23 protein-coding genes are annotated in these 23190 nt (G+C 60.7%); 14 read left to right on the plus strand and 9 right to left on the minus strand.

The features are described 5' to 3' along the window. Positions 1-34 precede the first annotated feature (34 nt). The gene (locus GSF67_RS02750; protein WP_006312249.1) at positions 35-1033 is read left to right on the plus strand and encodes an asparaginase; all 999 of its coding nucleotides are present in this window, start codon (positions 35-37) and stop codon (positions 1031-1033) included. Positions 1034-1170: 137 nt separating this feature from the next. Next, the gene (locus tag GSF67_RS02755; RefSeq protein WP_006312248.1) at positions 1171-1791 is read left to right on the plus strand and encodes a glutathione S-transferase family protein; all 621 of its coding nucleotides are present in this window, start codon (positions 1171-1173) and stop codon (positions 1789-1791) included. Between the two features lie 139 nt (positions 1792-1930). Here the strand turns inward: GSF67_RS02755 and GSF67_RS02760 are convergent, their stop codons facing one another. Together GSF67_RS02760 and GSF67_RS02765 are read right to left on the minus strand one after the other, a co-directional pair. Further along, positions 1931-2590: a glutathione S-transferase family protein gene (locus tag GSF67_RS02760; protein ID WP_006312247.1), complete on the minus strand. Its 660-nt coding sequence runs from the start codon at positions 2588-2590 to the stop codon at positions 1931-1933. Between the two features lie 84 nt (positions 2591-2674). Further along, the gene (locus tag GSF67_RS02765) at positions 2675-3190 is read right to left on the minus strand and encodes a MarR family winged helix-turn-helix transcriptional regulator (protein ID WP_006312246.1); all 516 of its coding nucleotides are present in this window, start codon (positions 3188-3190) and stop codon (positions 2675-2677) included. 141 nt (positions 3191-3331) lie between these two features. Between GSF67_RS02765 and GSF67_RS02770 the strand changes: the two genes are divergently transcribed. From GSF67_RS02770 to GSF67_RS02785, 4 genes are all read left to right on the plus strand, one after another. Then, positions 3332-4861, plus strand: a complete 1530-nt coding sequence (locus GSF67_RS02770; RefSeq protein ID WP_006312245.1) for an MDR family MFS transporter — start codon at positions 3332-3334, stop codon at positions 4859-4861. Between the two features lie 289 nt (positions 4862-5150). Beyond that, positions 5151-6167 carry a ligase-associated DNA damage response exonuclease gene (locus GSF67_RS02775; protein ID WP_035215058.1) on the plus strand — a complete coding sequence of 339 codons (1017 nt, stop codon included), beginning with the start codon at positions 5151-5153 and terminating at the stop codon, positions 6165-6167. A gap of 1 nt (position 6168) precedes the next feature. Beyond that, positions 6169-7794 carry a cisplatin damage response ATP-dependent DNA ligase gene (locus tag GSF67_RS02780; protein ID WP_006312243.1) on the plus strand — a complete coding sequence of 542 codons (1626 nt, stop codon included), beginning with the start codon at positions 6169-6171 and terminating at the stop codon, positions 7792-7794. Between the two features lie 154 nt (positions 7795-7948). After that, the gene (locus GSF67_RS02785; protein ID WP_006312242.1) at positions 7949-8914 is read left to right on the plus strand and encodes a S9 family peptidase; all 966 of its coding nucleotides are present in this window, start codon (positions 7949-7951) and stop codon (positions 8912-8914) included. 37 nt (positions 8915-8951) lie between these two features. Here the strand turns inward: GSF67_RS02785 and GSF67_RS02790 are convergent, their stop codons facing one another. Next, positions 8952-9734, minus strand: coding sequence for a glycosyltransferase family 32 protein (locus GSF67_RS02790; RefSeq protein ID WP_006312241.1), 783 nt, complete (start codon positions 9732-9734; stop codon positions 8952-8954). A 170-nt stretch (positions 9735-9904) separates the two neighbouring features. Then, entirely contained in the window at positions 9905-12655 is a 2751-nt protein-coding gene (locus GSF67_RS02795) for a heavy metal translocating P-type ATPase (protein WP_006312240.1), read from the minus strand. 168 nt (positions 12656-12823) lie between these two features. Here GSF67_RS02795 and GSF67_RS02800 point away from each other — a divergent pair, with 168 nt between their 5' ends. Together GSF67_RS02800 and GSF67_RS02805 are read left to right on the plus strand one after the other, a co-directional pair. Then, a complete protein-coding gene (locus GSF67_RS02800; protein WP_035215056.1) occupies positions 12824-13732 on the plus strand; it encodes a L,D-transpeptidase in 909 nt (302 codons plus the stop codon). A 158-nt stretch (positions 13733-13890) separates the two neighbouring features. Beyond that, positions 13891-14616 carry a L,D-transpeptidase gene (locus GSF67_RS02805; RefSeq protein ID WP_013635657.1) on the plus strand — a complete coding sequence of 242 codons (726 nt, stop codon included), beginning with the start codon at positions 13891-13893 and terminating at the stop codon, positions 14614-14616. Positions 14617-14671: 55 nt separating this feature from the next. Here the strand turns inward: GSF67_RS02805 and GSF67_RS02810 are convergent, their stop codons facing one another. Continuing rightward, positions 14672-15130 (minus strand): MarR family winged helix-turn-helix transcriptional regulator, encoded by a 459-nt coding sequence (locus GSF67_RS02810; RefSeq protein WP_006312236.1) that lies wholly within the window; start codon positions 15128-15130, stop codon positions 14672-14674. 192 nt (positions 15131-15322) lie between these two features. Here GSF67_RS02810 and GSF67_RS02815 point away from each other — a divergent pair, with 192 nt between their 5' ends. The 3 genes from GSF67_RS02815 (at position 15323) to GSF67_RS02825 (ending at position 16959) form a co-directional block, all read left to right on the plus strand. Then, on the plus strand, positions 15323-15745 hold the full coding sequence (locus GSF67_RS02815) for an organic hydroperoxide resistance protein (RefSeq protein WP_006312234.1): 423 nt from the start codon (positions 15323-15325) through the stop codon (positions 15743-15745). Between the two features lie 109 nt (positions 15746-15854). Next, complete coding sequence (locus GSF67_RS02820) at positions 15855-16238, plus strand: MbcA/ParS/Xre antitoxin family protein (protein ID WP_006312233.1); 384 nt, start codon at positions 15855-15857, stop codon at positions 16236-16238. Further along, positions 16198-16959 carry an RES family NAD+ phosphorylase gene (locus GSF67_RS02825; RefSeq protein WP_006312232.1) on the plus strand — a complete coding sequence of 254 codons (762 nt, stop codon included), beginning with the start codon at positions 16198-16200 and terminating at the stop codon, positions 16957-16959. The genes GSF67_RS02820 and GSF67_RS02825 overlap by 41 nt, the downstream gene beginning before the upstream one ends. Before the next feature lie 23 nt (positions 16960-16982). Here the strand turns inward: GSF67_RS02825 and GSF67_RS02830 are convergent, their stop codons facing one another. The 3 genes from GSF67_RS02830 to GSF67_RS02840 all read right to left on the minus strand — a co-directional run bounded on the left by GSF67_RS02830 (position 16983) and on the right by GSF67_RS02840 (position 19880). Then, positions 16983-18497: an ABC-F family ATP-binding cassette domain-containing protein gene (locus GSF67_RS02830; protein WP_006312231.1), complete on the minus strand. Its 1515-nt coding sequence runs from the start codon at positions 18495-18497 to the stop codon at positions 16983-16985. Positions 18498-18925: 428 nt separating this feature from the next. Beyond that, positions 18926-19348 (minus strand): YciI family protein, encoded by a 423-nt coding sequence (locus GSF67_RS02835; protein ID WP_006312229.1) that lies wholly within the window; start codon positions 19346-19348, stop codon positions 18926-18928. 85 nt (positions 19349-19433) lie between these two features. Continuing rightward, complete coding sequence (locus GSF67_RS02840; protein ID WP_006312228.1) at positions 19434-19880, minus strand: MarR family winged helix-turn-helix transcriptional regulator; 447 nt, start codon at positions 19878-19880, stop codon at positions 19434-19436. A gap of 149 nt (positions 19881-20029) precedes the next feature. On the opposite strand from GSF67_RS02840, the gene GSF67_RS02845 reads away from it, so the two are divergent. The 3 genes from GSF67_RS02845 to GSF67_RS02855 all read left to right on the plus strand — a co-directional run bounded on the left by GSF67_RS02845 (position 20030) and on the right by GSF67_RS02855 (position 22150). Continuing rightward, entirely contained in the window at positions 20030-20758 is a 729-nt protein-coding gene (locus GSF67_RS02845; RefSeq protein ID WP_006312227.1) for a thioredoxin family protein, read from the plus strand. Between the two features lie 24 nt (positions 20759-20782). Then, a complete protein-coding gene (locus tag GSF67_RS02850) occupies positions 20783-21277 on the plus strand; it encodes a DUF1579 domain-containing protein (RefSeq protein ID WP_006312226.1) in 495 nt (164 codons plus the stop codon). A 93-nt stretch (positions 21278-21370) separates the two neighbouring features. Next, positions 21371-22150, plus strand: coding sequence for a VOC family protein (locus tag GSF67_RS02855; protein ID WP_006312225.1), 780 nt, complete (start codon positions 21371-21373; stop codon positions 22148-22150). Between the two features lie 47 nt (positions 22151-22197). On the opposite strand, the gene GSF67_RS02860 is transcribed toward GSF67_RS02855, so the two are convergent. Then, positions 22198-23094, minus strand: a complete 897-nt coding sequence (locus GSF67_RS02860; protein ID WP_006312224.1) for a LysR family transcriptional regulator — start codon at positions 23092-23094, stop codon at positions 22198-22200. Positions 23095-23190: the final 96 nt, after the last annotated feature.

A 23190-nucleotide genomic window follows, 5' to 3' on the forward strand; every position in this document is an offset into this window, starting at 1 on the left:
CGACATAAAATCAGAATTTTTTGAGGCTGAACGAATGAACAATTCCGTTACCGTCGAAGTGACCCGCGGCAATCTCGTCGAAAGCCGCCATCACGGCCTTGCCGTGGTGGTGGATGGCGATGGCGGTGTACTGTTTTCGGCCGGCGATATCGAGCGCGGCATCTTCCCGCGTTCCGCCTGCAAGGCCATGCAGGCGCTGCCGCTGGTGGAGAGCGGTGCGGCGGATGCCTACGGTTTCGGCAACCGCGAACTGGCGCTGGCTTGCTCTTCCCATTCCGGCGAAGACGCCCATGCGGAACTCGCCGCCGCCATGCTTGCGAAAGCGGGGCGGGATGTCGACACGCTGGAATGCGGCGCGCACTGGTCGTCGGACCAGAAAACCATCATTCATCAGGCCCGCACGCTGGAAAAGCCGACGGCGCTTCACAATAATTGCTCCGGCAAACATTCCGGCTTCATCTGCGCCTGCTGCCATACCGGCACGGATCCGAAAGGCTATGTCGGTTACGATCATCCCCTGCAGCGGCAAATCCGCGCCACGATGGAGAGCCTGACGGGCGCGGCGCTCGGCCATGACAATTGCGGCGTGGATGGCTGCTCCATTCCCACCTATGCCGTGCCGCTCAAGGGGCTGGCGCATGGTTTCGCCAAAATGGCGACGGGCAGGGGACTCGAGGCAGAACGCGCGAAAGCCTCGCGCCGCCTCATCGAGGCCTGCATGGCCGAACCTTTTTACGTGGCAGGCACGGGTCGCGCCTGCACGAAGCTGATGCAGATCGCGCCCGGCAAGATTTTCGCCAAGACCGGGGCGGAAGGCGTTTTCATCGCCGCCCTGCCGGATCAGGGGATTGCCATGGCGGTGAAATGCGAAGACGGCACGACACGCGCGGCCGAAGCCATGGTCACGGCCTTGCTTGCCCGCTATTTTGATGACGGCAGTGCCGAGCAGCAGGCTTTAAAAGGCATGGCGAACCGCCAGATGCGCAACTGGAACGGCATCCATGTCGGCGATATCAGCGTTATCGGGCTTTAAATAACCTTTGACGCGGCCGTTTACCGGCACGATGATGCGGTGTCCTGCGTGTGATGGCTATCCCATGGCCGCCGGCAGGCGCGGCGTCCGCATGAGCAACAGGTGGGCGCTCTCATTGCTTTGGAGGTCGCATATCCATGTTCACACTGTTCTTCTCCCCCGGTTCCTGCTCCCGCGCCAGCCATATCGTGCTTGAGGAATCCGGCCTGCCTTACAAGGCCCACCGCGTCAATTTCGCGGAGGGCGAGCAGCGCTCCGAGGCATTTCTGCAGATCAATCCCAAGGGCCGCGTGCCGGCACTGGCAACGGCGAGCGGCGTGCTGACGGAGACGCCCGCCATCCTCGCTTTCATCGCCCAGATGGCGCCTGAGAAAAAGCTGGCGCCGCTTGACGATCCCTTTGAGTTCGCGCTGATGCAGTCCTTCAATGCCTTCATTTCCTCCACCGTCCACGTTGCCCACGCCCATGGCCGGCGCGGCAGCCGCTGGGCGAATGAGGATAGCTCGCTTGCGGACATGAAGGCCAGGGTGCCGAAAAATATGGGCGAGTGCTTTGAGCTGATCGAGCACGGCATGCTGCACGGCCCATGGGTTCTGGGCACGGCCTATTCGGTGGCCGATCCCTATCTTTTCGTCATGTCCGGCTGGCTGGAAAGCGATGGTGTGGATATTGCCCGCTTCCCGAGAGTGCACGACCACTTCCGCCGCATGAACGACCGCCCGGCGGTGCAGCGGGCGCTGGAGGGGGAGAGGGGTTAATAGTCGCTATCGTCATCCTCGGGCTTGTCCCGAGGATCTGCAACCTATTGATTTTATTAGACGTGGTTGGATCCTCGGGACAGGCCCGAGGATGACGTTGAGTATGGAGAGATGTCTCCAGCTCGCGCACAGAGCTCGTTTACGCTGCCTCGGCCGTCCGGCTGTCCCACATGGACTTGAACGCCGTGCGCGCCTGGCAACGGGCGAGCCAGGCTTTCAGCGCCGGATGGGCATCGAACAGCGGCTGGTGGCCCTGCGCGTAACGAACGATTTCCGCCACATTGAGATCGGCTACGGTGAAGCGGTCGCCCACCAGATAATCATGCGTGGCAAGATGCTGTTCCAGCACCCGCAAGGGGCGTTTCAGCAGACGCGCGGCGACATCGATCACTGCCTTGCCGGCGTCGCTTTCCGCAAGGCCTTCGGCGATGGCGGAAGAAATCTTCAGCGAATTCGTTTCGATTTCAGTGGCAGCGAAGAAGGACCATTGCAGCATCGCCGCATCTTCCTTCAGATCGACCGGGGCGAGCGGCCCGCCATATTTGCGGGCGAGATAGAGATTGATGGCCATGGATTCGTAAAGCACCATGCCGTCATCCTCGATGCAGGGAATGGTGCCCATCGGGTTGACGGCGAGAAATGCCGGCGACAGCGTGTTGAGCGGCGCATCAGTGGCGAGCGGATCGGCAAGGCGGCGGGCCTGAATGACAGGCACATGCTTGAATTCTATGCCGAGTTCAGCAGCCAGCCACAATGTGCGCGTGGCGCGGGAACGGTACACACCGTAAATCGTCAACATCGAAATTACCCCTTGAAACCTGTTCGATCGCCGGCACGTTACGGTCTCGTCGTTGTAAAGTGAAGTTGTGGATGTCAGGGGTAACTATGATTTTTTCTGATCCGTGAGCACGTCCGCATCCGGCGAAAGCCGGTTTTCAAAACGGTCGATGAAGCGCTCGAACAGGCGGCCGAATGTCTCCACATCCTCTGCCGGCCAGCCATCCATCACATCCTCAATGACGCTCATCTTGGTCCGGCGCATTTCCCGCAAAAGGCTGGTGCCGAGCGGCGTGATTTCGACGATGCTGCGGCGGCCATCTTCCTGCGATACGCCACGTTTCAACAGGCCGCGCCCGACCATATCCGCGACGACCCGGCTGCCGCGCGAAGGGTCAATGCGCATGCCCTCGGCAATCGCACCCACGGTGACGTCGCCTTCGGCACGGCGCAGAATATCGAGAACATCGATATGGGAGAGTTCAAGACCCGGAGCGAGCTTGGCAAGCGCCATGCGGCCGATGATGCGGCGGCCGATCATGATGCGCATACGCGTCATCGTATTGCCGATCCGCTTGATGTCCTCGGGCAAATCCTCGTTCCAGTCTTCCTCGCTCGCCACTCTCAGCCGTTCCTTTCGATGCCGGTTTCCGATCACTTTTAGCGCTGATAACACAGATGTCAAAAACTTGCCATTGACATATATATGCCAATAGCACACAAATTGTCGCAGCAAAATCGCCGGAACTCAACGAGATTTTTCATGGATATGTCCACCGCCCCCGTGGCGCCGCTTGTGTCGGATCACCGCCGCAGGCTCATCGTTTTTCTGTTTCTGATGCTGGCCATGTTCATGGCCACACTCGACAACCAGATCGTCTCGACAGCGCTTCCCACCATCGTCGGTGAATTCGGCGCGCTGGAGCGTTTCGGCTGGATCGGCTCGGCCTATCTTCTGGCGACCAGCGCGGTCATGCCCGTTTATGGCAAGCTCGGTGATCTCTTCGGCCGCAAATATGTGATGATTGCGGCGGTCGTCATCTTCACGCTCGGTTCGCTCGCCTGCGGGCTGGCATGGTCTATGGACAGCCTGATCGCGGCCCGTGTGCTTCAAGGGCTTGGCGGCGGCGGCATCATGGTGTCGATCTTCTCCGTTAATGCGGATCTGTTCGAGCCACGCGAGAGAGCTCGCTACCAGAGCTATTCCAGCCTCACCATCATGGCGTCGGGCAGTGTCGGCCCGATTCTCGGCGGGACCATGAGCGACCTGTTCGGCTGGCGGTCGATCTTCCTTATCAATCTGCCGCTCGGTATTATCGTCATCGCCGGCCTTGCTCTCATGCTGCCCTATCGTCGCCCGGCGAGACAGCCAAAGATCGATTATCTCGGTGCGGTTCTTCTGGCCGCCACCATTGCCAGCGTGGTGTTCTGGGCCGATAGCAGCGAACTGTTCGGCTCGCTCATCGCCGGCCCCAGTCTCGGCATCATCGCCTTTGCCGTGATCGCCGCTTTCCTGTGGGTGCAGGTGGAGCGTCGCGCGCCGGAACCCGTCGTGCCGCTGCGTCTCTTCAAGGACAGCACCTTTCCGCTGTTGATGATCGTTTCGCTGACCAGCGGCGGCATCGGTATCGGTATGGTCAATTATTACGCGCTGTTCCTGCAGACCACGACCGGGCTTTCGCCCTCCCATGCCGGCCTGTTCTTCATCGCCGTCACCGGCGGCATCGTCATGGGCTCACTTTCGGCCGGACGGCTGATCTCGATCACCGGCGTCTACAAGCCTTTCTCGGTGGCCGGTCTCACCATCAATGTCATCGCCATGCTGCTCTTCACGCAGATGCATGCCGGAACGCCGCTTTGGCTGATCGCGGTGCTGATGCTGGCGCAGGGTTTCGCCGTCGGCCTCGGCCAGCAGGCGCCCATCATCGGCGTACAGAACTCCGCTCCGAAGGCCGATATCGGCGCGGCAAGCGGCGCGGTGACCCTGACCCGCATGGGCGGCGCCGCCATCGCCATCTCGGTCTATGGCGCCATCGTGTCATCGAGCTTGAAAGGTGTCGCGATCGATATTCCCGGTGTCGGCAGGATCGAGGAACTGACGCCGAAAATGCTCGCCGAACTGCCCGCAACCTCCCAGGCCGCCGTCGCCTCGCTTTATTCGGATGCGTTTACGCCGCTATTCTTCGCGGCCGCCGCCACCGCCGCGATTGGTCTTGCCGCGGCGTTGATGCTGAAACCGGTACGCCTGCCGGCGGCGGTTGAAGCGAAGCCGGCGGAAGCAGCGGGAGAGTAGGAACGATTGCACGAAGGTGTGTCGGTTCCCACGCGCACTTTCGTCCGTCTGCTCGCTCTTCCCTCATCCCTGTGCCTGTCACAGGGATCCAGCCAGCCCAAGTCCTTGGGCTGGAAAGACTCTAGCACCGCGCAGACGCGCGTTGGCTGGATTCCTGTGACAAGCACAGGAATGAGGAGGCGGGTGGCTCACCAGTTTCAGCCAAACAAAAACACCCCTGCGGGAAATTTAACGCCCGTTCCGCGTTATGCTCGCAGCACTTTACATTCGCGCGGGCGGCCCTATCTCGATGAATATGAAGCCGGAACAGCTGTTGAATTCCACGCCGAAGGGGCTTTATTGCCCGGCGGGCGATTTTTATATCGATCCCGTGCGCCCCGTAGCGCGGGCGCTCATCACCCATGGCCATTCCGATCACGCCCGCGCCGGCCATGGCGCGGTGCTGGCCACGCGCCAGACGCTCGATATCATGCGTATTCGTTACGGCGAGGATTTCTGCGGCAGCGAGCAGGCGGTCGGCTTCGGTGAGACGGTGGAGGTGAACGGCGTGACCGTCGGTTTCCACCCCGCAGGCCATGTGCTGGGTTCGGCGCAAATCTCCGTGGAAATGAATGGCCTGCGCATCGTCGCATCCGGTGATTACAAACGCGGTATCGACCCCACCTGCGCGCCCTTCGAGACAGTGCCGTGTGATGTCTTCATCACAGAAGCCACTTTTGGCCTGCCGGTGTTTCACCACCCGCTGCCGCGCGTGGAAATCGGCAAGCTGCTCACCTCCATCAAACAGTTTCCCGACCGTACCCATCTCGTCGGCGCCTATTCGCTCGGCAAGGCGCAGCGTGTTATCAGGCTATTGCGCGATAATGGTTATGCCGATCCCATCTATATTCACGGCGCGCTGGCGCGGCTTTGTGATTATTACGTCTCGCAGGGTGTCGATCTCGGTGATCTCAGGCCCGCGACGCTGGAAAAAAGCAACCCCGCCGCCTTCAAGGGTGCCATCGTTGTTGGCCCCCCCTCGGCCTTTCAGGAGCGCTGGGCGCGGCGTTTCAACGAGCCGCTGATCGCCTTCGCCTCCGGCTGGATGATGGTGCGGCAGCGCGCGAAGCAGGGCGGTGTGGAACTGCCGCTGGTCATATCTGACCATTGCGACTGGCCGGAACTGCTGGAAACCATCACGGAAATCGGCCCGCAGGCCGTCTGGGTCACCCATGGCCGCGAGGAGGCGCTAGTGCGCTGGTGCGAATTGCAGGGCATTGCCGCAAAGCCGCTGCATCTCGTCGGTTACGAAGACGAGGGGGACTGAAATGAAAGCCTTCGCCACGCTTCTTGATCGCCTTGTCCTCACGCCGTCGCGCAACGGCAAGCTGAAGCTGCTGACCGATTATTTCCGCGATACGCCCGATCCCGACCGGGGTTACGGGCTGGCGGCGATAGCCGGCACGCTGGACCTCAAAAGCGTCAAACCGGCCATGCTGCGCGAGCTGGTGATGGAGCGCATGGACGAGGTGCTGTTCCGTTATTCCTATGATTATGTCGGCGATCTGGCCGAGACCATTTCGCTGGTCTGGGGCAATATCGGCGGTGCTGACGATTCCGAGGCGCAGGATCCGCGCCTTGGCGAAGTCGTGACGCTGATGAATTCGCTGGGGCGTACCGAGGTGCGCGGCGCGGTGCGCGATCTGCTTGATCGGCTCGATACCTCCTCCCGTTTCGCTTTCCTCAAACTCGCCACCGGCAGCCTGCGTATCGGCGTTTCGGCCCGGCTGGCGCGGCAGGCGCTGGCGGATTTTGCGGATAAGGACATCACTGAAATCGAAACCCTCTGGCACGGTTTGACGCCGCCCTACACCACGCTTTTCGCCTGGCTGGAGGGCAAGTCGGACCGCCCGCTGCTGGCAACGCCCGCCATCTTCCATTCGGTAATGCTGGCGACACCGGTCGCCGATGGCGATCTCGATGCGCTGGACCCCGCTGATTATGCGGCGGAGTGGAAATGGGACGGTATTCGTGTGCAATTGTCCCGTGCCGGCGAAACGCGAAAGCTTTATTCTCGTTCCGGCGACGATATTTCCGGCGCCTTCCCGGATGTGCTTGACGCCATCGATTTCGAAGGCGTGATGGATGGCGAATTGCTGATCGGCGGCACCGCGCGATCCAACAATCTCACCCGCACCTTCTCCGATTTGCAGCAGCGGTTGAACCGCAAAACGGTGACGGCGAAGATGCGGGATGACTATCCCGCTTTCATCCGCGCTTATGACCTGCTGTTCGAGGGCGAGAGCGACATTCGCGCGCAAACCTACCTGGAGCGCCGCAACCGGCTGTCTGACATCATCGAGCGCGCGCCGCATGATCGCTTCGACCTGTCGCCGTTGATCGGCTTCTCCAGCTGGTCGGAACTCGACACGCTGCGCACCGCACCGCCCGATCCTGTTATCGAGGGGGTGATGATCAAGCGCCGCGACAGCACCTATCAGGCCGGCCGCGCCAAGGGGCCCTGGTTCAAGTGGAAACGCGATCCCTACAATATCGACGCTGTCATGATGTATGCCCAGCGCGGCCACGGCAAAAGATCGAGCTATTATTCCGATTTCACTTTCGGCGTCTGGGCGGAAGGCGAGGATGGCGAACAGCTCGTGCCTGTTGGAAAGGCCTATTTCGGTTTCACCGATGCGGAACTGGAAGTGCTGGACAAGTTCGTGCGCGACAATACCGTCGAGCGTTTCGGCCCGGTGCGGGCGGTGCGCGCCACGCCGGATTTCGGCTTCGTGCTGGAGGTGGCCTTTGAAGGCATCAACCGCTCCACTCGCCACAAGTCAGGCGTCGCCATGCGCTTCCCGCGCATCGCAAGACTGCGCGCCGACAAGCTGCCGGCTGAGGCCGACAGGCTCTCGACGCTCGTTTCGATGATAGATGGTGTGGAGGGTTAGGGAAATGAAACAGCTTCGCGATCGTAAACCTTACCCTGTCCAGAAATTGCCATGATGGCTGCGAATACATTGTTGTCATTCGCGAATCCGTGATTGGACAGCTCCCCGCCGCAGTGCTGAACTGTTGTTACAACCATCCTCTTCAGGTGACCTTATGGCAGACAAGCGCTTTCTCTCCTCAACCGTCGGACAGGAAGAGAGCAGCGCGACCATGAAGAGCATGACCCGGCGAAGCCTGCTGGCCGGTGCCATGGGTCTGTCGGCGGCCGCATTTTTACCACCCCGCGCGAAAGCGGGCATTGTCGCCCCCGAGGTGCTGCCGCTGGAACGGCAGGACTATGCGGAGGCGCGCAAACGGTTCCACACCCATCTCCTGCGAAAGATGGCCGCGCCGGAAAAATCATCGGTTCTCGGCACGCCACCGGGGGCGGAACGCGTCACCTATCCCGGCGGTCCGGATGGTTCGATCGAGCTTGTCGCCTGGCTCTCCCACTACCAGCCCTCAAAAACGTTGAAACCCGCGGTCCTGTTTCTCCATGGCGGCAACGCCACGGGGGACGGCCATTGGGCGTTGATGAAGCCCTATTGGGAAGCGGGCTATGTCGTGCTTTTACCGTCCTTCCGCGGGGAGAACGGCCAGAGCGGCCATTATTCCGGTTTTTACAACGAAACGGCGGATGCGCTGGCGGCGGCGACCTATCTGGAAAATCTGCCCGGCATCGATCGAAACCGCTTCTTCATCGCCGGCCATTCCAATGGCGGCACGCTGACGCTTCTGGCCGCCATGAGCCGCAAGTTCCGCGCCGCAGCCCCCATCTCCGCCGGTGTCAATTCCTGGCGTTATTTCAACCGCTATAGCGACGAGATCTGTTTCGACGAGACCGACGAGCGCGAATTCATCATGCGCTCCTCCGTCTGCTTCGGCCCCAGCCTCAAATGTCCGGCGCTGCTTCTGCGCGGCACGGAGGAGCGGCCGTTTGATGCCGATCACCAGCTTTTCGTGGATCGCGCCCTGACATCCGGATTCAAGATCGACAAAAAACTGCTGCCCGGCACCCACAATGGCGTGGTGCCGCATGCGGTGGAGGAGAGCATCCGCCTTTTCAACGCATTTGTTTGAAACGCGATATGACGCCGCTGGTTAGGACGTGTGAGGTTTAGCTCTTGACGATGGACGTCTTCGCCTGCTCCGCCCACCAGGCACCATCTTTCTTGTCGGCATATTGGGCGCGTTTGTTGGTGAATTGCCCCTGGGTGCACATCTCGCGGTAATTGCGCTCCGGCAGACCAAGCTCCTTGACGACGGCATGCACTACCGTCGGGCCGGTCATGTCATAAACGCTGACGAGCGTTCCCTCTTCGATATTCTGGGCAATACGGTCGGCGATCAGCTTCAGCGCCGGGTGACCGGGTCTGGAGGCCATGAAATAATTCGTCACTTCGCCATCTTTCATGGCGATGAAGACGGCTTCTTCATCCGGGCCGATCGCATCTTCCGGGCGGGCCGCGAAATTGGAATCGATGTCGAGATAGATACCGCCATCCTGCAAAAGGACCAGAATGCGCCAGAAATCCGCCTTGGCGGCACCCACCTGCAGCCGGCGGAAGGCATCGGCGTAACGCCCGGGAAAATGCCGGTCGATATAGGCCTGGCACGCCTCGTCATCATGATAACGATATTCGAATTCCGGGGTCAGCCAACGGTTGAACAGGAAATTCGCATAGATCGGCGTCGTTACCCGGTTGGAGTAATTCGTCTGCCAGATGATGCGTGGAATGGCTTTTTCCGATTTCGGGCGGCGGCGGGCCGGCTGGTGCGCTGGAAGCGTCTTTCTTCTGCCGGGCCGCAGGAACAGATCGATGGAGAAGATGACCTTGACGATGTTGCCGCCGATCTTGATCGCGCGGTACGCAATGGGGTTGTAGCCATGCTTAGTCAAGTTCAATGCTCCCGCGTGTGGAATCGCCAGCACTTCCTGTCGCTATTGTCACGCGCGTGGAAACGGCGGTACGCGGTATTTATTGTAGGCAATTAATTTGTCAATACGCTGAAAACAAGCCGGCCGAGCCCGGATAAACTGGGCTCGGCCGTTTTCGGAAAAGCTGGGGGTCAGGCTTTGCGGCCGTTGAAGTAACCGAGCAGCCGCATGGCGTTGGCGGTCACCAGAACCGTGGCGCCCGTATCGGCGAAGACGGCGAGCCACAGGCCGGAGAGGCCGGTGACGGTCGTGACCAGGAACACAGCCTTCAGGCCGAGCGCGATCGTCACGTTCTGGCGTATGTTGCTCATGGTGGCGCGCGAAAGGCCGATAAGGCGGGCGGCATCGCCGACATTGTTGCGCATCAGCGCCGCATCTGCGGCTTCCATCGCCACGTCGGTGCCGGAGCCGATGGCGACGCCGACGCTGGCCGCCGCAAGGGCCGGTGCGTCATTGATGCCATCGCCCACCATCACCACGGTCTTCTTTTCGGCGAGCTTGCGGATTTCCTCGACCTTGTTCTGCGGCAGCAATTCGCCGCGCGCCTCAAGGCCCAGCTTGTTGCCGATTGCCTTCGCCGTGCGGGCATTGTCACCCGACAGCATCAGCGAGGAAATGCCCATCTCCTTCAGCGCCTTGATGCCTTCGGCCGCATCCTTGCGTGGCTCGTCGCGCATGGCGAAGAGGCCGCTTGCCGCACCCTCGGCCATGACAACGGCCACGGTCTTGCCTTCGCTCTCCAGCTTGGCGATACGGTCGGACAGGTCCTTCGAAACGTTGCCGACGTCGGTGGCAAAGCGCGGTGCGCCGATGAACAGGCGTTTGCCGCCGACATTGCCCTGCATGCCGCGTCCGGAAATCGCCTTGATCTCGGAACCGGGCAGGGGCTTCACGCCCAGCTTTTCGGCGTGGTTGACGATGGCCCGTGCCAGCGGATGGCTGGATTCATGCTCGATGGTCGCAGCCTGCGCAATCAGTTCGGCTTCATTGCCGTCAAGCGCCACCACGTCAGTGACCACGGGTTCACCGAGCGTCAGCGTGCCGGTCTTGTCGAAGGCGACGGTTTCGGTGCGCGCCAGCATTTCGATGACCGCGCCGCCCTTCACCAGCATGCCGTGGCGTGCCGCAGCCGAAAGGCTGGAGGCGATGGCCGCGGGAACGGAGATGACCAGCGCGCAGGGGCAACCGATAAGCAGGAGAGCGAGGCCGCGATAGATCCAGGTATCCCAGTCGCCGAGGCCGACGAGCGGCGGCACGACTATGGTGAGTGCGGAAATCGCCACGATCAGCGGCATGTAATAACGCGAGAAGCTCTGGATGAAGCGTTCCGTCGGGGCGCGGGCGTCCTGGGCTTCTTCGACAAGCGTGATGATGCGGGCAATGGTGTTGTCTTCCGGCGCGCGGTCGACACGGATGCGCAGCGAGCCGTCATGGTTGATCGAGCCGGCAAAGACACGCGCGCCCTTTTCCTTGGCGACGGGAATGCTTTCGCCGGTCATCGGCGATTCGTCGACGCTGGATTGACCTTCCATGACAACGCCATCGGCGGCGATGCGGTCGCCGGGGCGGGCCACGACCACCTGGCCGATGCGCACCTGATCGGCGGCGATCTGCCGCAGCGAGCCGTTTTCTTCCACCAGCGCCGTTTTCGGCAGCAGCGAACCGAGCGCCTTGATGCCGGAGCGGGCGCGTGCGGCCGCGAAACCTTCCAGCAATTCGCCGACGGAGAACAGCAGCACGACAATAGCCGCCTCTTCCGCCTCGCCAATGATGATCGCGCCAATGGCGGCAATCGTCATCAGCATCTCGATGGTGAAGACCGCGCCGAAACGGGCGGCGTTGAAGGCATTTCTCGCGATCGGGAAAAGCGTGGCCAGCGTGGCGACGATGAAGGCATAGCTGCCCCAGGCCGGGAAGGTCAGTTCCGCCGCATAGGCGATGGCGACCAGAATGGTGCCGGTGAAGGTATTGCGTGCTTTCGCGGTGCGCCACCACGCGCCTTTTTCATCCGCGCCATGGGCATGCCCTATCTCGGCGCTCTGGCTTGCGGCGGCAGGTGCGGCAGCGTGCGAGTGGCCCGCATGATCGTGGCCGGAATGGTCATGACCTGAATGATCATGGTCGGAATGGTCATGGTCATGCCCTTTGCAGGACTGGTGGTCGTGTCCCGAATGGTCATGCGCCGCGTGGTCGTGCCCGGAATGGTCATGTCCGGAATGATCATGATCGTGGTGATGGCCGCCGCATGTCGCGTGGTCATGGTCGTGATTCTGCTCAGGCGTCTTTTCGCGCGCAGTCTTTTCCTGCGGCAGCAGAGCGGGTTTGAAGCCGAGCTTGCGCAGCGTGTCCTCGATCTTTTCGACCGGGGTCTTGTTCTCGGCAAGCGAGAGGTTCAGCCTTTCGCGGGCCACCGAGACCTTGACGTCGCCAACGCCGGGCAGGCGGGAAAGCGCGGTTTCGATCTTGGCCGCGCAGCTGCCGCAATCCATGCCGCCGACCGAAAAGATCAGTGCTTTGTTCTTTTCAGCCGGTGTTCCGGCTTCATCATGGTGGTGACCGCCGCAGGTGGAATGGTCGTGATGATCGGCCTCGATCCTTGCCTGGGGAGCCTTTGCCTCGGGAGCCTTGTCGCGCGGCAGCAAAGCGGGCTTGAAGCCGAGCTTGCGCAACGTATCCTCGATCTTTTCGACCGGGGTTTTATTCTCGGCAAGCGACAGGTTCAACCTTTCGCGGGCAACCGACACCTTGACGTCTGCAACGCCGGGCAGGCGCGAGAGCGCGGTTTCGATCTTCGCCGCACAGCTGCCGCAATCCATGCCGCCGACCTTGAAGGTCAGTTCCTCTGATTCCCCGTTCAAACTGCCGCGTGTCGAAATATTCATGGTTCTCGCTCCTGAATTCCAGTCGACAGCCAATCTGGCACCTCTAGCAACTAGAGCTTCAAGAGGAAAAATGCAGTTTTCCGATTTTTTTTGAAAATACCGACGCCAGCCTCGCGCCAGCCGCGCGGTTCATCATGCCGGCAGATTGGATTCCATGAAGCGGTTCAGATGATAGCACTCCTTTTGAAAAACGGTCGCCGGGCGGCCTCTCTGCTGGGGCTCGCCCTGCTGCCGCTGATGAGCGGCTGCCTTTTCGTGACGGATACGACCCGGATGGACCCGGACGTCTTCGTCAGGGAAACGGCGCCGGTCTTCAATTTTAATTCCGTCAGCTCCAATCGCCAGCCGGAACTGCCGCCGCAGCCGGGCCAGCTTTCGACGCGCCCGCCGGATCTGTTCAGAACCCGCTTCCATCAGGAATACGGCCCGCCAGTGCGCGGGCAGGGGCTGCAAGCCCCGCAGGTGCAGGGCTATAATGCGCCGCGGCCGCAGGGCCAGATGATGGCCTATGGCCTGCCTGTCTCCAACCCGCTGCACCGGGTCATGTATGGCCCGATCCGTGACGAGGACCGCTCGCTGCCGGCCATTCCCTATGGCCGCATCGATCCGCGTTATCTCAGGCAGGAAGTCAGCTACCAGACGGCGGAAGCGCCGGGCACCATCGTGGTCGATACCAGACAGCATTTTCTCTATCTCGTGCAGTCCGGCGGCAAGGCGATCCGTTATGGCGTCGGCCTCGGCCGTGATGGTTATGCCTGGTCGGGCCGCGGCAAGATCCAGTGGAAAGCGAAATGGCCGCGCTGGACACCGCCCGACGAAATGGTCAAGCGCCAGCCTGAACTCACCTCCATCTCGGCTGCCAATGGCGGTATGACGCCGGGTCTCAACAACCCGCTCGGCGCCCGTGCGCTTTACATCTTCAAGGATGGCAAGGACACGCTGTACCGCGTGCACGGAACGCCTGACTGGCAGTCCGTCGGCAAGGCGACGTCGTCCGGCTGCGTGCGCATGCTCAATCAGGATGTGATCGACCTCTACGAACGTGTGCCGAAGGGGGCGCAGATTGTGGTTATCTGACCACGTTCTAAAAGAAAGAGATGCGGGCGTCGTTCTGCCAGCGCCTTCCGACTGGCTTTTAGCGGTCGGTTAACTATTTTCGCAATACGCCTGTACACGTGGAACAAACGATGTACAGCGGCGATATAGCCGTTCGAAATGTGGGACAATCCGGCCTTATGACAAGCACCGACACAGATCTTTCCAGACGTACTTTTCTTTCCCTTCTGGGTATTTCCTCCGCTTCATTGCTGGCCGGCTGCGCGTCCTCCGGCACGGGTGAAGCCATTCGCCAGCAGGCGAGCAGCATCGGCAGCGATTTCCGCCAGATGTTCTCGTCAGGCGTCAGCGATGCGGAACTGGCCGTCATGTACGGCTCGGTCGAGGATGGCGGTTACGTCATTCCCGCGGTTCCCTATCAGAAGATCGACCGCCGCTATTATCGCCAGCGGGTCGTCGACCCGACCGGCGAACGCCCCGGCACCGTCGTCGTCGATACGCGCTCGCGCTTCCTTTATGTCGTGGAGCAGGGCGGCAGCGCCATGCGCTACGGCGTCGGCATCGGCCGCGATGGTTTCGCCTGGTCGGGCGAAGGTGTCATCCAGTGGCGCCAGAAATGGCCGAAATGGACCCCGCCGGACGAAATGGTCGCCCGCCAGCCGGAACTGGTCAAATATTCCTCCAAGAACGGCGGCATGCCGCCGGGCCTGAAAAACCCGCTCGGCGCCCGCGCGCTCTATATCTTCCAGAACGGCAAGGACACGCTTTACCGCCTGCACGGCTCGCCGGAATGGAACTCCATCGGCAAGGCCGTCTCCTCCGGTTGCGTACGCCTGATGAACCAGGACGTCATCGACCTCTACGACCGCGTGCCGCAGAAGGCGCGTGTGGTGGTGTGGCAGTAAGCCGAAAACTCCTCGCATAAAAAGGCGGCCTCGTGCCGCCTTTCTCTTTTCGGGATTACGGCCGGGAGAGACCTTCCTTCAGCGCATTCACCTGATCGCGCAGCTGCGCCAGTTCCTCCAGCCCGCAGCCGGTGGCGCCGCCGATGGCGGCCATGATCTTCACACCCTCTTTCTTGAGGTCGGCGCCCTTCGGGGTCAGCGCCACCAGCACCTGACGCTCGTCCACCGTGCCCCGTTTGCGGGTGATCAGACCGGCATGCTCCAGCCTCTTGAGAAGCGGCGACAGCGTGCCTGAATCGAGCCCCAGCATTTCGCCGAGCGCCTTGACGGTGGATGTTTCCTTTTCCCACAGCGCCATCATGACGAGATATTGTGGATAGGTCAGCCCAATCGGGTCGAGCAGCGGCTTATAGGCGCGGGTAAAGGCATGCGCTGCGCCGTAAAGGGCAAAACATATCTGCTGGTCCAGCCTCAACAGGCTTTCCATTGTCTTCTCGTTGCCCTCTGCGTCCATTTTCCTGCTCCAAAATCAACCGGGGAGGGAACAATCAGCCCCCGCTTTCGGTTCCTGCCACATGGATGCGCGGCGAAATTTCCTGAGAATTATCGCAAAAAACAAATCTTCATTCAATGCGCAAAACTATATTGCGCACAATTTAATTGTGCGTTATAAGATACCCAGCACCAACCCGAAGGAGTAAATGCCATGCCCATTCTCTACACGACCAAAGCATCCGCCACCGGTGGTCGCGCCGGCAACGCCAAGTCGGAAGACGGCGTTCTCGACGTCACGCTCACCGTTCCGAAGGAACTGGGCGGCGATGGCGCCCGCGGCACCAATCCGGAACAGCTTTTCGCGGCCGGTTATTCCGCCTGCTTCCTCGGCGCTTTGAAGGCTGTCGCCGGCAAGCATAAGGTAAAGATTCCGGAAGACACGACTGTGACGGCAACCGTCGGTATCGGCCCGCGCGAAGACGGCACCGGCTTCGGCATCGAAGTGTCGCTGAAGGTCAACATTCCCGGTCTCGAGCGTGAGAAAGCCGAAGAACTTGTCGCTGCCGCACACATCGTTTGCCCCTACAGCCACGCCATGCGCACCTCTACGGAAGTGCCGGTCTCGGTGGCCTGATAAAGCGGGCTTACGCGCCTGATTATAAATCTTGGGGCCGGGTTCATCCCGGCCCTCTTGTTTACAGAAAGAAATATGCTATATTCTTTCCAAGGAAAGGATGTGCGCCATGAATATTCACGCCAAGACTGCCATGGATCCCGCATCGCAGGGCAGGATCGTCACCAAGGCCGTCATCGCCGCCGCCGAGCGGCTGGGCCTGAACGCTGCCCGCACGGCCGATATTCTGGGTGTGTCCGCGCCAACGGTCTCGCGCATGAGGCGGCTTGATTTCCTCCTGGAGCCGGGCGCCAAGTCCTTCGAGCTTGCGGTGCTGCTGATCCGGGTTTTCCGCTCGCTGGATGCGATTACCGGCGGGGATGAGGCGGTGGCGAAAAACTGGCTGCGCAATCACAATACGGCGCTTGATGCCGTGCCTGCCGAAAGGCTCACCACCATTACCGGATTGATCGATGTCCTCTCCTATCTGGACGCCCGACGCGCTCCTGTCTGAAAAACGCGCCGCATCGGGAAAATTTTGGCGGCTGGTGGAAGCGCAGCATCAGGTTTCCACCATGAAGCTGGTGGATACGGTGGAGGAGCAATCGCTGCTGGAAGATATTCTGGAGACGAGCAAAAGGCCGTTTCCGCCCGAATGCGCCGGTTTCGATTATCTTCTCGCCACGCCTTTCCGATATGGCGCCGCTTATCCGCATGGCTCGCGTTTCCGCCGCGCGGGTTATACCGAGGGCGTCTATTACGCCGCCGCGAAGGTGGAAACGGCGCTCGCCGAAATGGCCTTTTACCGGCTGCTGTTTTATGCCGAATCCCCCGGCACGCCGCTTCCGGCCAATCCCGCCGATTATTCCGCCTTCGCCGCCCGTATCGCCACCGATGCGGCGCTTGACCTGACGCAACCGGACCTGAACCGCGACGAAACCGCGTGGACCGATCTCACCAATTACGAGCCGTGCCAGGCGCTGGCCGAGCAGGCGCGACTGGCCAAGGTGGAGGCGATCCTCTACCGTTCGGTGCGCGATCCCGCCGCTGGCCTCAATATTGCGATCCTTTCTCCCAAAGCCTTTGCCGAAAAAGCGCCGGTGGAACGCATGAGCTGGCGCATCCGCCTGTCGAAGACGGGCGTGCAGGCATTGTGCGAATTTCCAATGCGCAGAACCGGTTTCGCGGTCTCGGATTTCGCCGGCGATCCACGCCTCGCCAGTCTGCTCGGCTGACGAGGCATTGTTGGTGGGGAGCATCAAGCCGAGGCGAAAAACGCTTCGGGATCGTCGACTTCCACCAGCTTGCGCTTTTCGATCAGCCAGAAGCGGGTTCCGACCGTCCGCACGAAACTCCTGTCGTGCGAGACAAGCACGCAGCTGGCCTCACGGCTGATGATTTCCGCCTCCAGCGTTTCCTGACCATCTATATCAAGATGGTTGGTGGGTTCGTCCAGCAGGTAGAAATTCGGCTCCGCCAGCCGCAGCGCCAGCATGGCAAGCCGCGCCTTCTGCCCGCCGGAGAGCGTGGCGATGCGGCGTTTCTGCATTTCCATGTCGATGCCAGCGCCGGCGAGCAGGCCGTGGATACGTTGGTCGCCAATGTCGAAACGGCGCGACAGCAGCGCTGCCGGCGTGCTGTCGTCGTCGATTGCGGCCAGCGACTGGTCGACATAACCGGCCACCAGCGACGGCGTGGCCTTTATGCCGTCCTGTATCTGGCCAGCACCCGTTACCGCCGCCTGCAGCAGCGACATCAGCCGCGTCTTGCCGACGCCATTGCGGCCGAGAATGACGATGCGGTCGCCCTGACGGATAAATTGCCGGCCGGTGCGAAACAGCAATGTTCCATCCGGCGTCGAGACCGGCACGTCCTCCAGCGTCACCAGAACCTTGGCATGGGTGCCGCGATTGGCGAGCTGGATCTTGCCGGCGGATCGGTCGCTATGGGCAGGGCGCGCTTTCTCCTCGATCTTTTCCGCACGCTGGCGCAATTGCTTGGTCTTGATGGTCAGGAGATCGCTGCCGGAATTGATGCCGATATTGTTGAGCTTGGCCGCCTGCCGGCGCAATTGCTGGGCGGTTTTCATGTCGCGCTGGAAACGCCGCTCATCGGCAGCATCCTCCTCCTCCAGCGCCACGCGCGCATGGCCATAGGGCAGGCGGAATAGCGCCGAGTTTTCCGGTCGCAGGAACAGCGTGGTCCGGGTGACATTGTCGAGAAAAGCGCGGTCATGGCTGACGATGATGACGGCCGTATCGCGCGGCAATTCACCCAGCCAGCTTTCCAGCACGTTGATCTTTTCGAGGTCTAGATGGTTGGTCGGCTCGTCGAGCAGCAGCACGTCAGGTTCGGTGATCCAGGCTTTGGCCAGCATGGCGAGCCTCTGCCAGCCGCCGCTCAGTTCTTTCAGGCGACGCTCGCGGAATGGTTCGGGCACCAGCATGGCGTCGAAGATGATGTCGGCACGCCAGTTTTCGCTGTCGATCGTGTCCGCCGGCAGGGCGGAAAGCACGGCGTCGCGCATCGTATGGTCCATCAGCGCGGAGGGCAGATTCTGGTGGACGATCGACTGCGTCAGCCCGCGCAGCCGGGTAATGTCGCCGCTGGTGGGCTCCATGGCACCTGCGAGGCAGTTGAGCAGGGTGGATTTGCCGCAGCCATTGGCCGCAACGATGCCGATGCGGTCTCCCGCATTCACGGTGAGGCTGAGATTGGAAAAAAGCGGCTTACCCAGAATGATTCCGAGATTTCGAAGCGTGATGATGGTCATGAAGTCGTCTCTGGCAGGACGGACCCGTCAACAACCGTGGTCTGCCACAGGCAGTACCGGGTTTCGGTTCGTGGTGATCCGTCGTGAAAACAGGCGCAATGGCAGACAAGCTGCATTCTGCGCGGCCTTTTGGGCAAACCAGAGTGTTGGTGTTCCGGTCAGCCCTGCAAACGTGTCTGCAGGGCAAAAAGGTGGCAGAGCTGACGATTGCGCCAGAAGCAGGAAATATCCATGCGAAGCCTCCTTTCTCGAAACGTGTTGAACCGCTCTGAGCATTACCAGCGGACGTCGTCCGTGGCAACCCGCCTGACGGGTAGGCAGAGCCGGAACAGGCGGGAAGGGGCAGTGCGGCGAATGTCGTCTCCGGTGGGGGGACTACGAAAGCCGCACCTTACTCGTTAATTAGGGGTCTCCTTCGGCCGGAAGGCCTATTGCTTGCCGACACGCGCGCGCAGTTCTTCGACATGCGCGGCGATCTCAGGCGTCACCGCATCGCCGAAATCTTCCATCTCGAACATCGGGCGGATTTCGATCTCGCTCTTCTCCAACATCGGGTTCGGGCAACGCTTTACCCATTCCACGGCCTCGTCCATGTCCTTCACGTTCCAGATCCAGAAACCGGCGACCAGCTCATTGGTGTGCGGGAAAGGACCGTTGACGACGGTGCGGCTGTCGCCGTCGAAGACAACCCTTTTGCCCTTGGAGGAGGGGTGAAGGCCATCACCGGATTGCATGATGCCGGCATTGACCAGTTCCTCGTTGAATTTCCCCATGGCCTCCATGAGTTCGGTCGTGGGCATGACGCCTTCTTCGCTGCTTTTGGTGGCTTTTACAAAAACGATTGCACGCATGATCTTTCCTCCTTGATTTGCGTTCTGCTCAGTTTCGCTCCCCGGCGCGACGGCCGGATGACATTTTTACCGATAAATCATCCCGTCAGCCGATATCGATGAGATCGCGGCGCAGCCGGCCCGGGTCGCCGCTGCCGATCTTTGTCTCCACTTCGGCGTGGGTCTGCTCCCAGATGGGGAAGGCGACCGCAAGCACCGCCATGCCCTCCGGCGTCAGCCGCAGCCGCTTGCCGCGCTTGTCCTTTGGGTCAGGCTCGATGCGAACCAGCCCGCGCCGCTCCAGCGGTTTGAGCGCCGCCGTCAGCGTCGTGCGGTCCATCGCCAGAAGATTGGCAACCGGCCCCATCGGCGGCGGCTCCGGCCGGTTGAGCGATATCAGCAGGGAAAACTGGCCATTGGTGATTCCCGCTGGTTTCAATGCATTGTCGAAAAGTCGCGCCAAAGCCCGCGCCGCACGCTGCGCATGCAGGCAAAGACAGGAGTCTCGCACGAGAAGGGTTGTCGAAAAAGGAATCACGCCGGCGTTTGACATGCAATAAATATGTTGATATCAACCTAATTAGTCAAGCGGAACTTGGTTGCTCCGCAGACTGTTTATTGCCTTTCAGTACAGAAATAAGCGGCGCCCTTCGGTGGAGCGGAGTGTGCCGCGGTGAAAGACGGATCCAAGGAGGAAAGATCATGTCTCATCCCGTCGTTTCGAAGGAGGAGTGGCTTGCGGCCCGCCGCGATCTACTGGTGAAGGAAAAGGAACTGACCCGCGCCCGTGACAGGCTGAATGAGGCCCGGCGCGCGCTGCCCTGGGAGGAGGTGACGAAGGACTATATCTTCGATGCACCTTCCGGCCCCAGGTCACTGAAAGAACTATTCGGCGATTGCAGTCAGCTCATCGTTTATCACTTCATGCTGGCGCCGGACTGGGAGGAGGGCTGCGTCGGTTGCTCCTTCTTCGCCGATCATGTCGATGGCGCGCTCGTTCATCTCAGGCATGGCGATGCGGGTTTCGTCGCGGTTTCGCGTGCGCCGCTTGAAAAGATCGAAGGCTATAAAAACCGCATGGGCTGGAAATTCCCCTGGGTTTCGGCCGAGGGCAGCGATTTCAACTATGATTACCAGGCCTCGTTTCGCGACGAGGACGTGGAAAAAGGTGAAATCACCTATAATTACCGCGACATGGCGCCCTTTGGCGACTTGAAGGACCTGCACGGCATCAGCGTTTTCGCCAAGGGCGAGGACGACAAGATCTACCACACCTATTCCACTTACGCCCGTGGCGCCGAGCAGACGCTCGGCACGTTGATGCTTCTCGATCTGGTGCCAAAAGGCCGTAATGAAGATGAGGTAATGGATTGGGTGCGCCGCCATGACCAGTATGAGGATGCGCCGAAAGCCGCATCCTGCTGCCATTGAACCGGGACATAGGAGGAGAAGACAATGGAAATTCCAACCGCCAAGCCGCAGAAGGAACACGAGTTCCTGAACAGGATCGTCGGAGACTGGATCATGACCGCCAGCTCCGGCCATGAGGCCTACGACCCCAATGATCCCGAACAGGTATTCACCGAGAAGGTGCGCTCCATCGGTGGCCTCTGGATCATCGGCGAGGGCACCGGAAAAATGCCTGACGGTACCAGCATGACCGCTGTCATCACGGTTGGTTTCGACCCGGCCAAGGGCAATTTCGTCGGCACCTGGGTGGGCTCGATGATGACCAATCTCTGGGTTTACAAGGGTTGGCTGGAAGAGGACGGCAAGACCCTGACACTGGAGGCCGAAGGTCCTGCCTTCGACGGTTCCGGAGACACCGCCACCTACCACGACGTGCTGGTGCTGCATGATGACAATCACCGCAGCTTTTCCGGCAGCGTCAAGCAGCCGGATGGCACCTTCAAGACCTTCATGACATCGGAGTTCCGGCGCAAGACGTAATTTGCGCCGGGTTCTGTCTGCATGACAAGCGCCGCCGCGTCCTGCGGCGGGCACTTAGCCACACCACGCACCCAATCTCCAGAGGAGACGACAATGTCCGATACACATGGAAAATTCATCTGGGTCGAATTGATGACGCCCGACATGGAGGCTGCTGCCCGCTTTTACGGTCATGTCGTCGGCTGGCAGACCAAGGATTTCGGTTCGCCGGAAATGCCCTATCTGGTGCTGGAAGCAGACGGCAAAGGCATGGGCGGCGTCATGGAACTGACGGAAGAGCATAAGGGGCAGGGCATTCCCCCGAACTGGACGGCCTATGTCGATGTCGACGATGTCGATGCCACGGCAAAGCTGTTCGCTGACAAGGGCGGCGCGATCAGACGCCCGCCGCAGGATATTCCCGAAATCGGCCGTTTTGCCGTGGTCGCCGATCCCTATGGTGCAGTGCTCTGCATCCTGACGCCGCTGCCGATGGAGACCGGTGGTTTCCCCGAGGATATGCAGGAAAAGAAGGGCCATGTCGGCTGGTACGAACTCTTTACCGACAATGTCGATGAGGCAATGGCTTTTTACGGCGAAGTCTTCGGCTGGACCAAGGACCATGATTTCGACATGGGCGAGATGGGTCCGTACCGCATCTTCGCCCACAAGGGCAAAGCCGTCGGCGGCATCATGAAGCGCATGCCGCAGGTTCCCGTCTGCCATTGGGGTTATTACTTCAATGTCGATGGTATCGAGGACGCGATCACCCGTGTCAGCACCGGCGGCGGCAAGGTCGTCAACGGGCCCATGGAAGTTCCCGGCGAAAGCTGGATCGTCAACTGCGTCGATCCGCAGGGCGCCTATTTCTCGCTGGTCTCGCAGAAGAAATAATCTTGCTTCTTCTCGAAAACGATCTGCCGGGGGTCCGCTCCGGCAGATTACCGCTCTCTCGATAGCCTGACATGATCGATGAAGGCGCGCAACTTCGGCGCAATGTGGCGGCGGCTGGGATAATAGAGATAAAACCCAGCAAAAATAGGCGAATAGTCCTCCAGCATCGCAATGAGCTTCCCGCTTTCCAGATAGGGACGGAACGTCTCTTCCATGCCGAAGGTGATGCCAGCACCGGCGCATGCCAGCTTGATCATCAACTGCATGTCGTTGGTGGTGAAGTCCGGCTGCACCGCCACCGCAAATTCGCGGCCGCTCTCGGCAAATTCCCACCGATAAGGTGCAACACCCGGACGCGCCCGCCAGCCGATGCATCTGTGATCGATCAATTCGCGCGGCTGCGTCGGCCGGCCGAAACGGTCGCGATATCCAGGGGAGCAGACGGCGAGCTGTCGCTGCGGCGCCGATACAGGAACGGCGATCATATCCTGTTCGATCAGCTCTCCAAGGCGCACGCCGGCATCGTACTGTTCGGCGACAATATCGAATTCTTCGTCCGTCACGACGATGTCGAGCTGCACTTCGGGATGGGCGTCGGCAAAACTCGCAAGCAGCGGTCCCGAGAGAAAGCGCTCCGCAATGGAGGAAACGGCGAGCCGAAGCTGCCCCCGCACAGTGCCGCTCAGGGACGACGCGGCCTGTGCCGCCTGCGAGATCGCGCCGATTGACGGCGAAACATCCGCATAAAGCTGCTGTCCCGCTTCCGTCAGACTGACGCTGCGTGTCGTTCGCCGTACCAGCGCTATGCCCATGGTCTCCTCGAGCTTGCGCATGGTCTGGCTGACAGCGGATCGGGTCACGCCGAGCCTGTCCGCCACCGCCCGGAAGTTTCGTTCCTCGGCCACCAGGCAGAAAGTCGACAGCGCGTTGAGATCGATATTCATTGGTTAGAAATTCTACCCATCGAGGTTATAATTGAGGCGATTATCACGACAATGCCAAAGCTTTATCTTGCCCGCAACGGTCGCTTCCAGAAAAAG

The organism is Agrobacterium sp. CGMCC 11546, assembly GCF_013365515.1.
Taxonomy (GTDB): domain Bacteria; phylum Pseudomonadota; class Alphaproteobacteria; order Rhizobiales; family Rhizobiaceae; genus Agrobacterium; species Agrobacterium fabrum.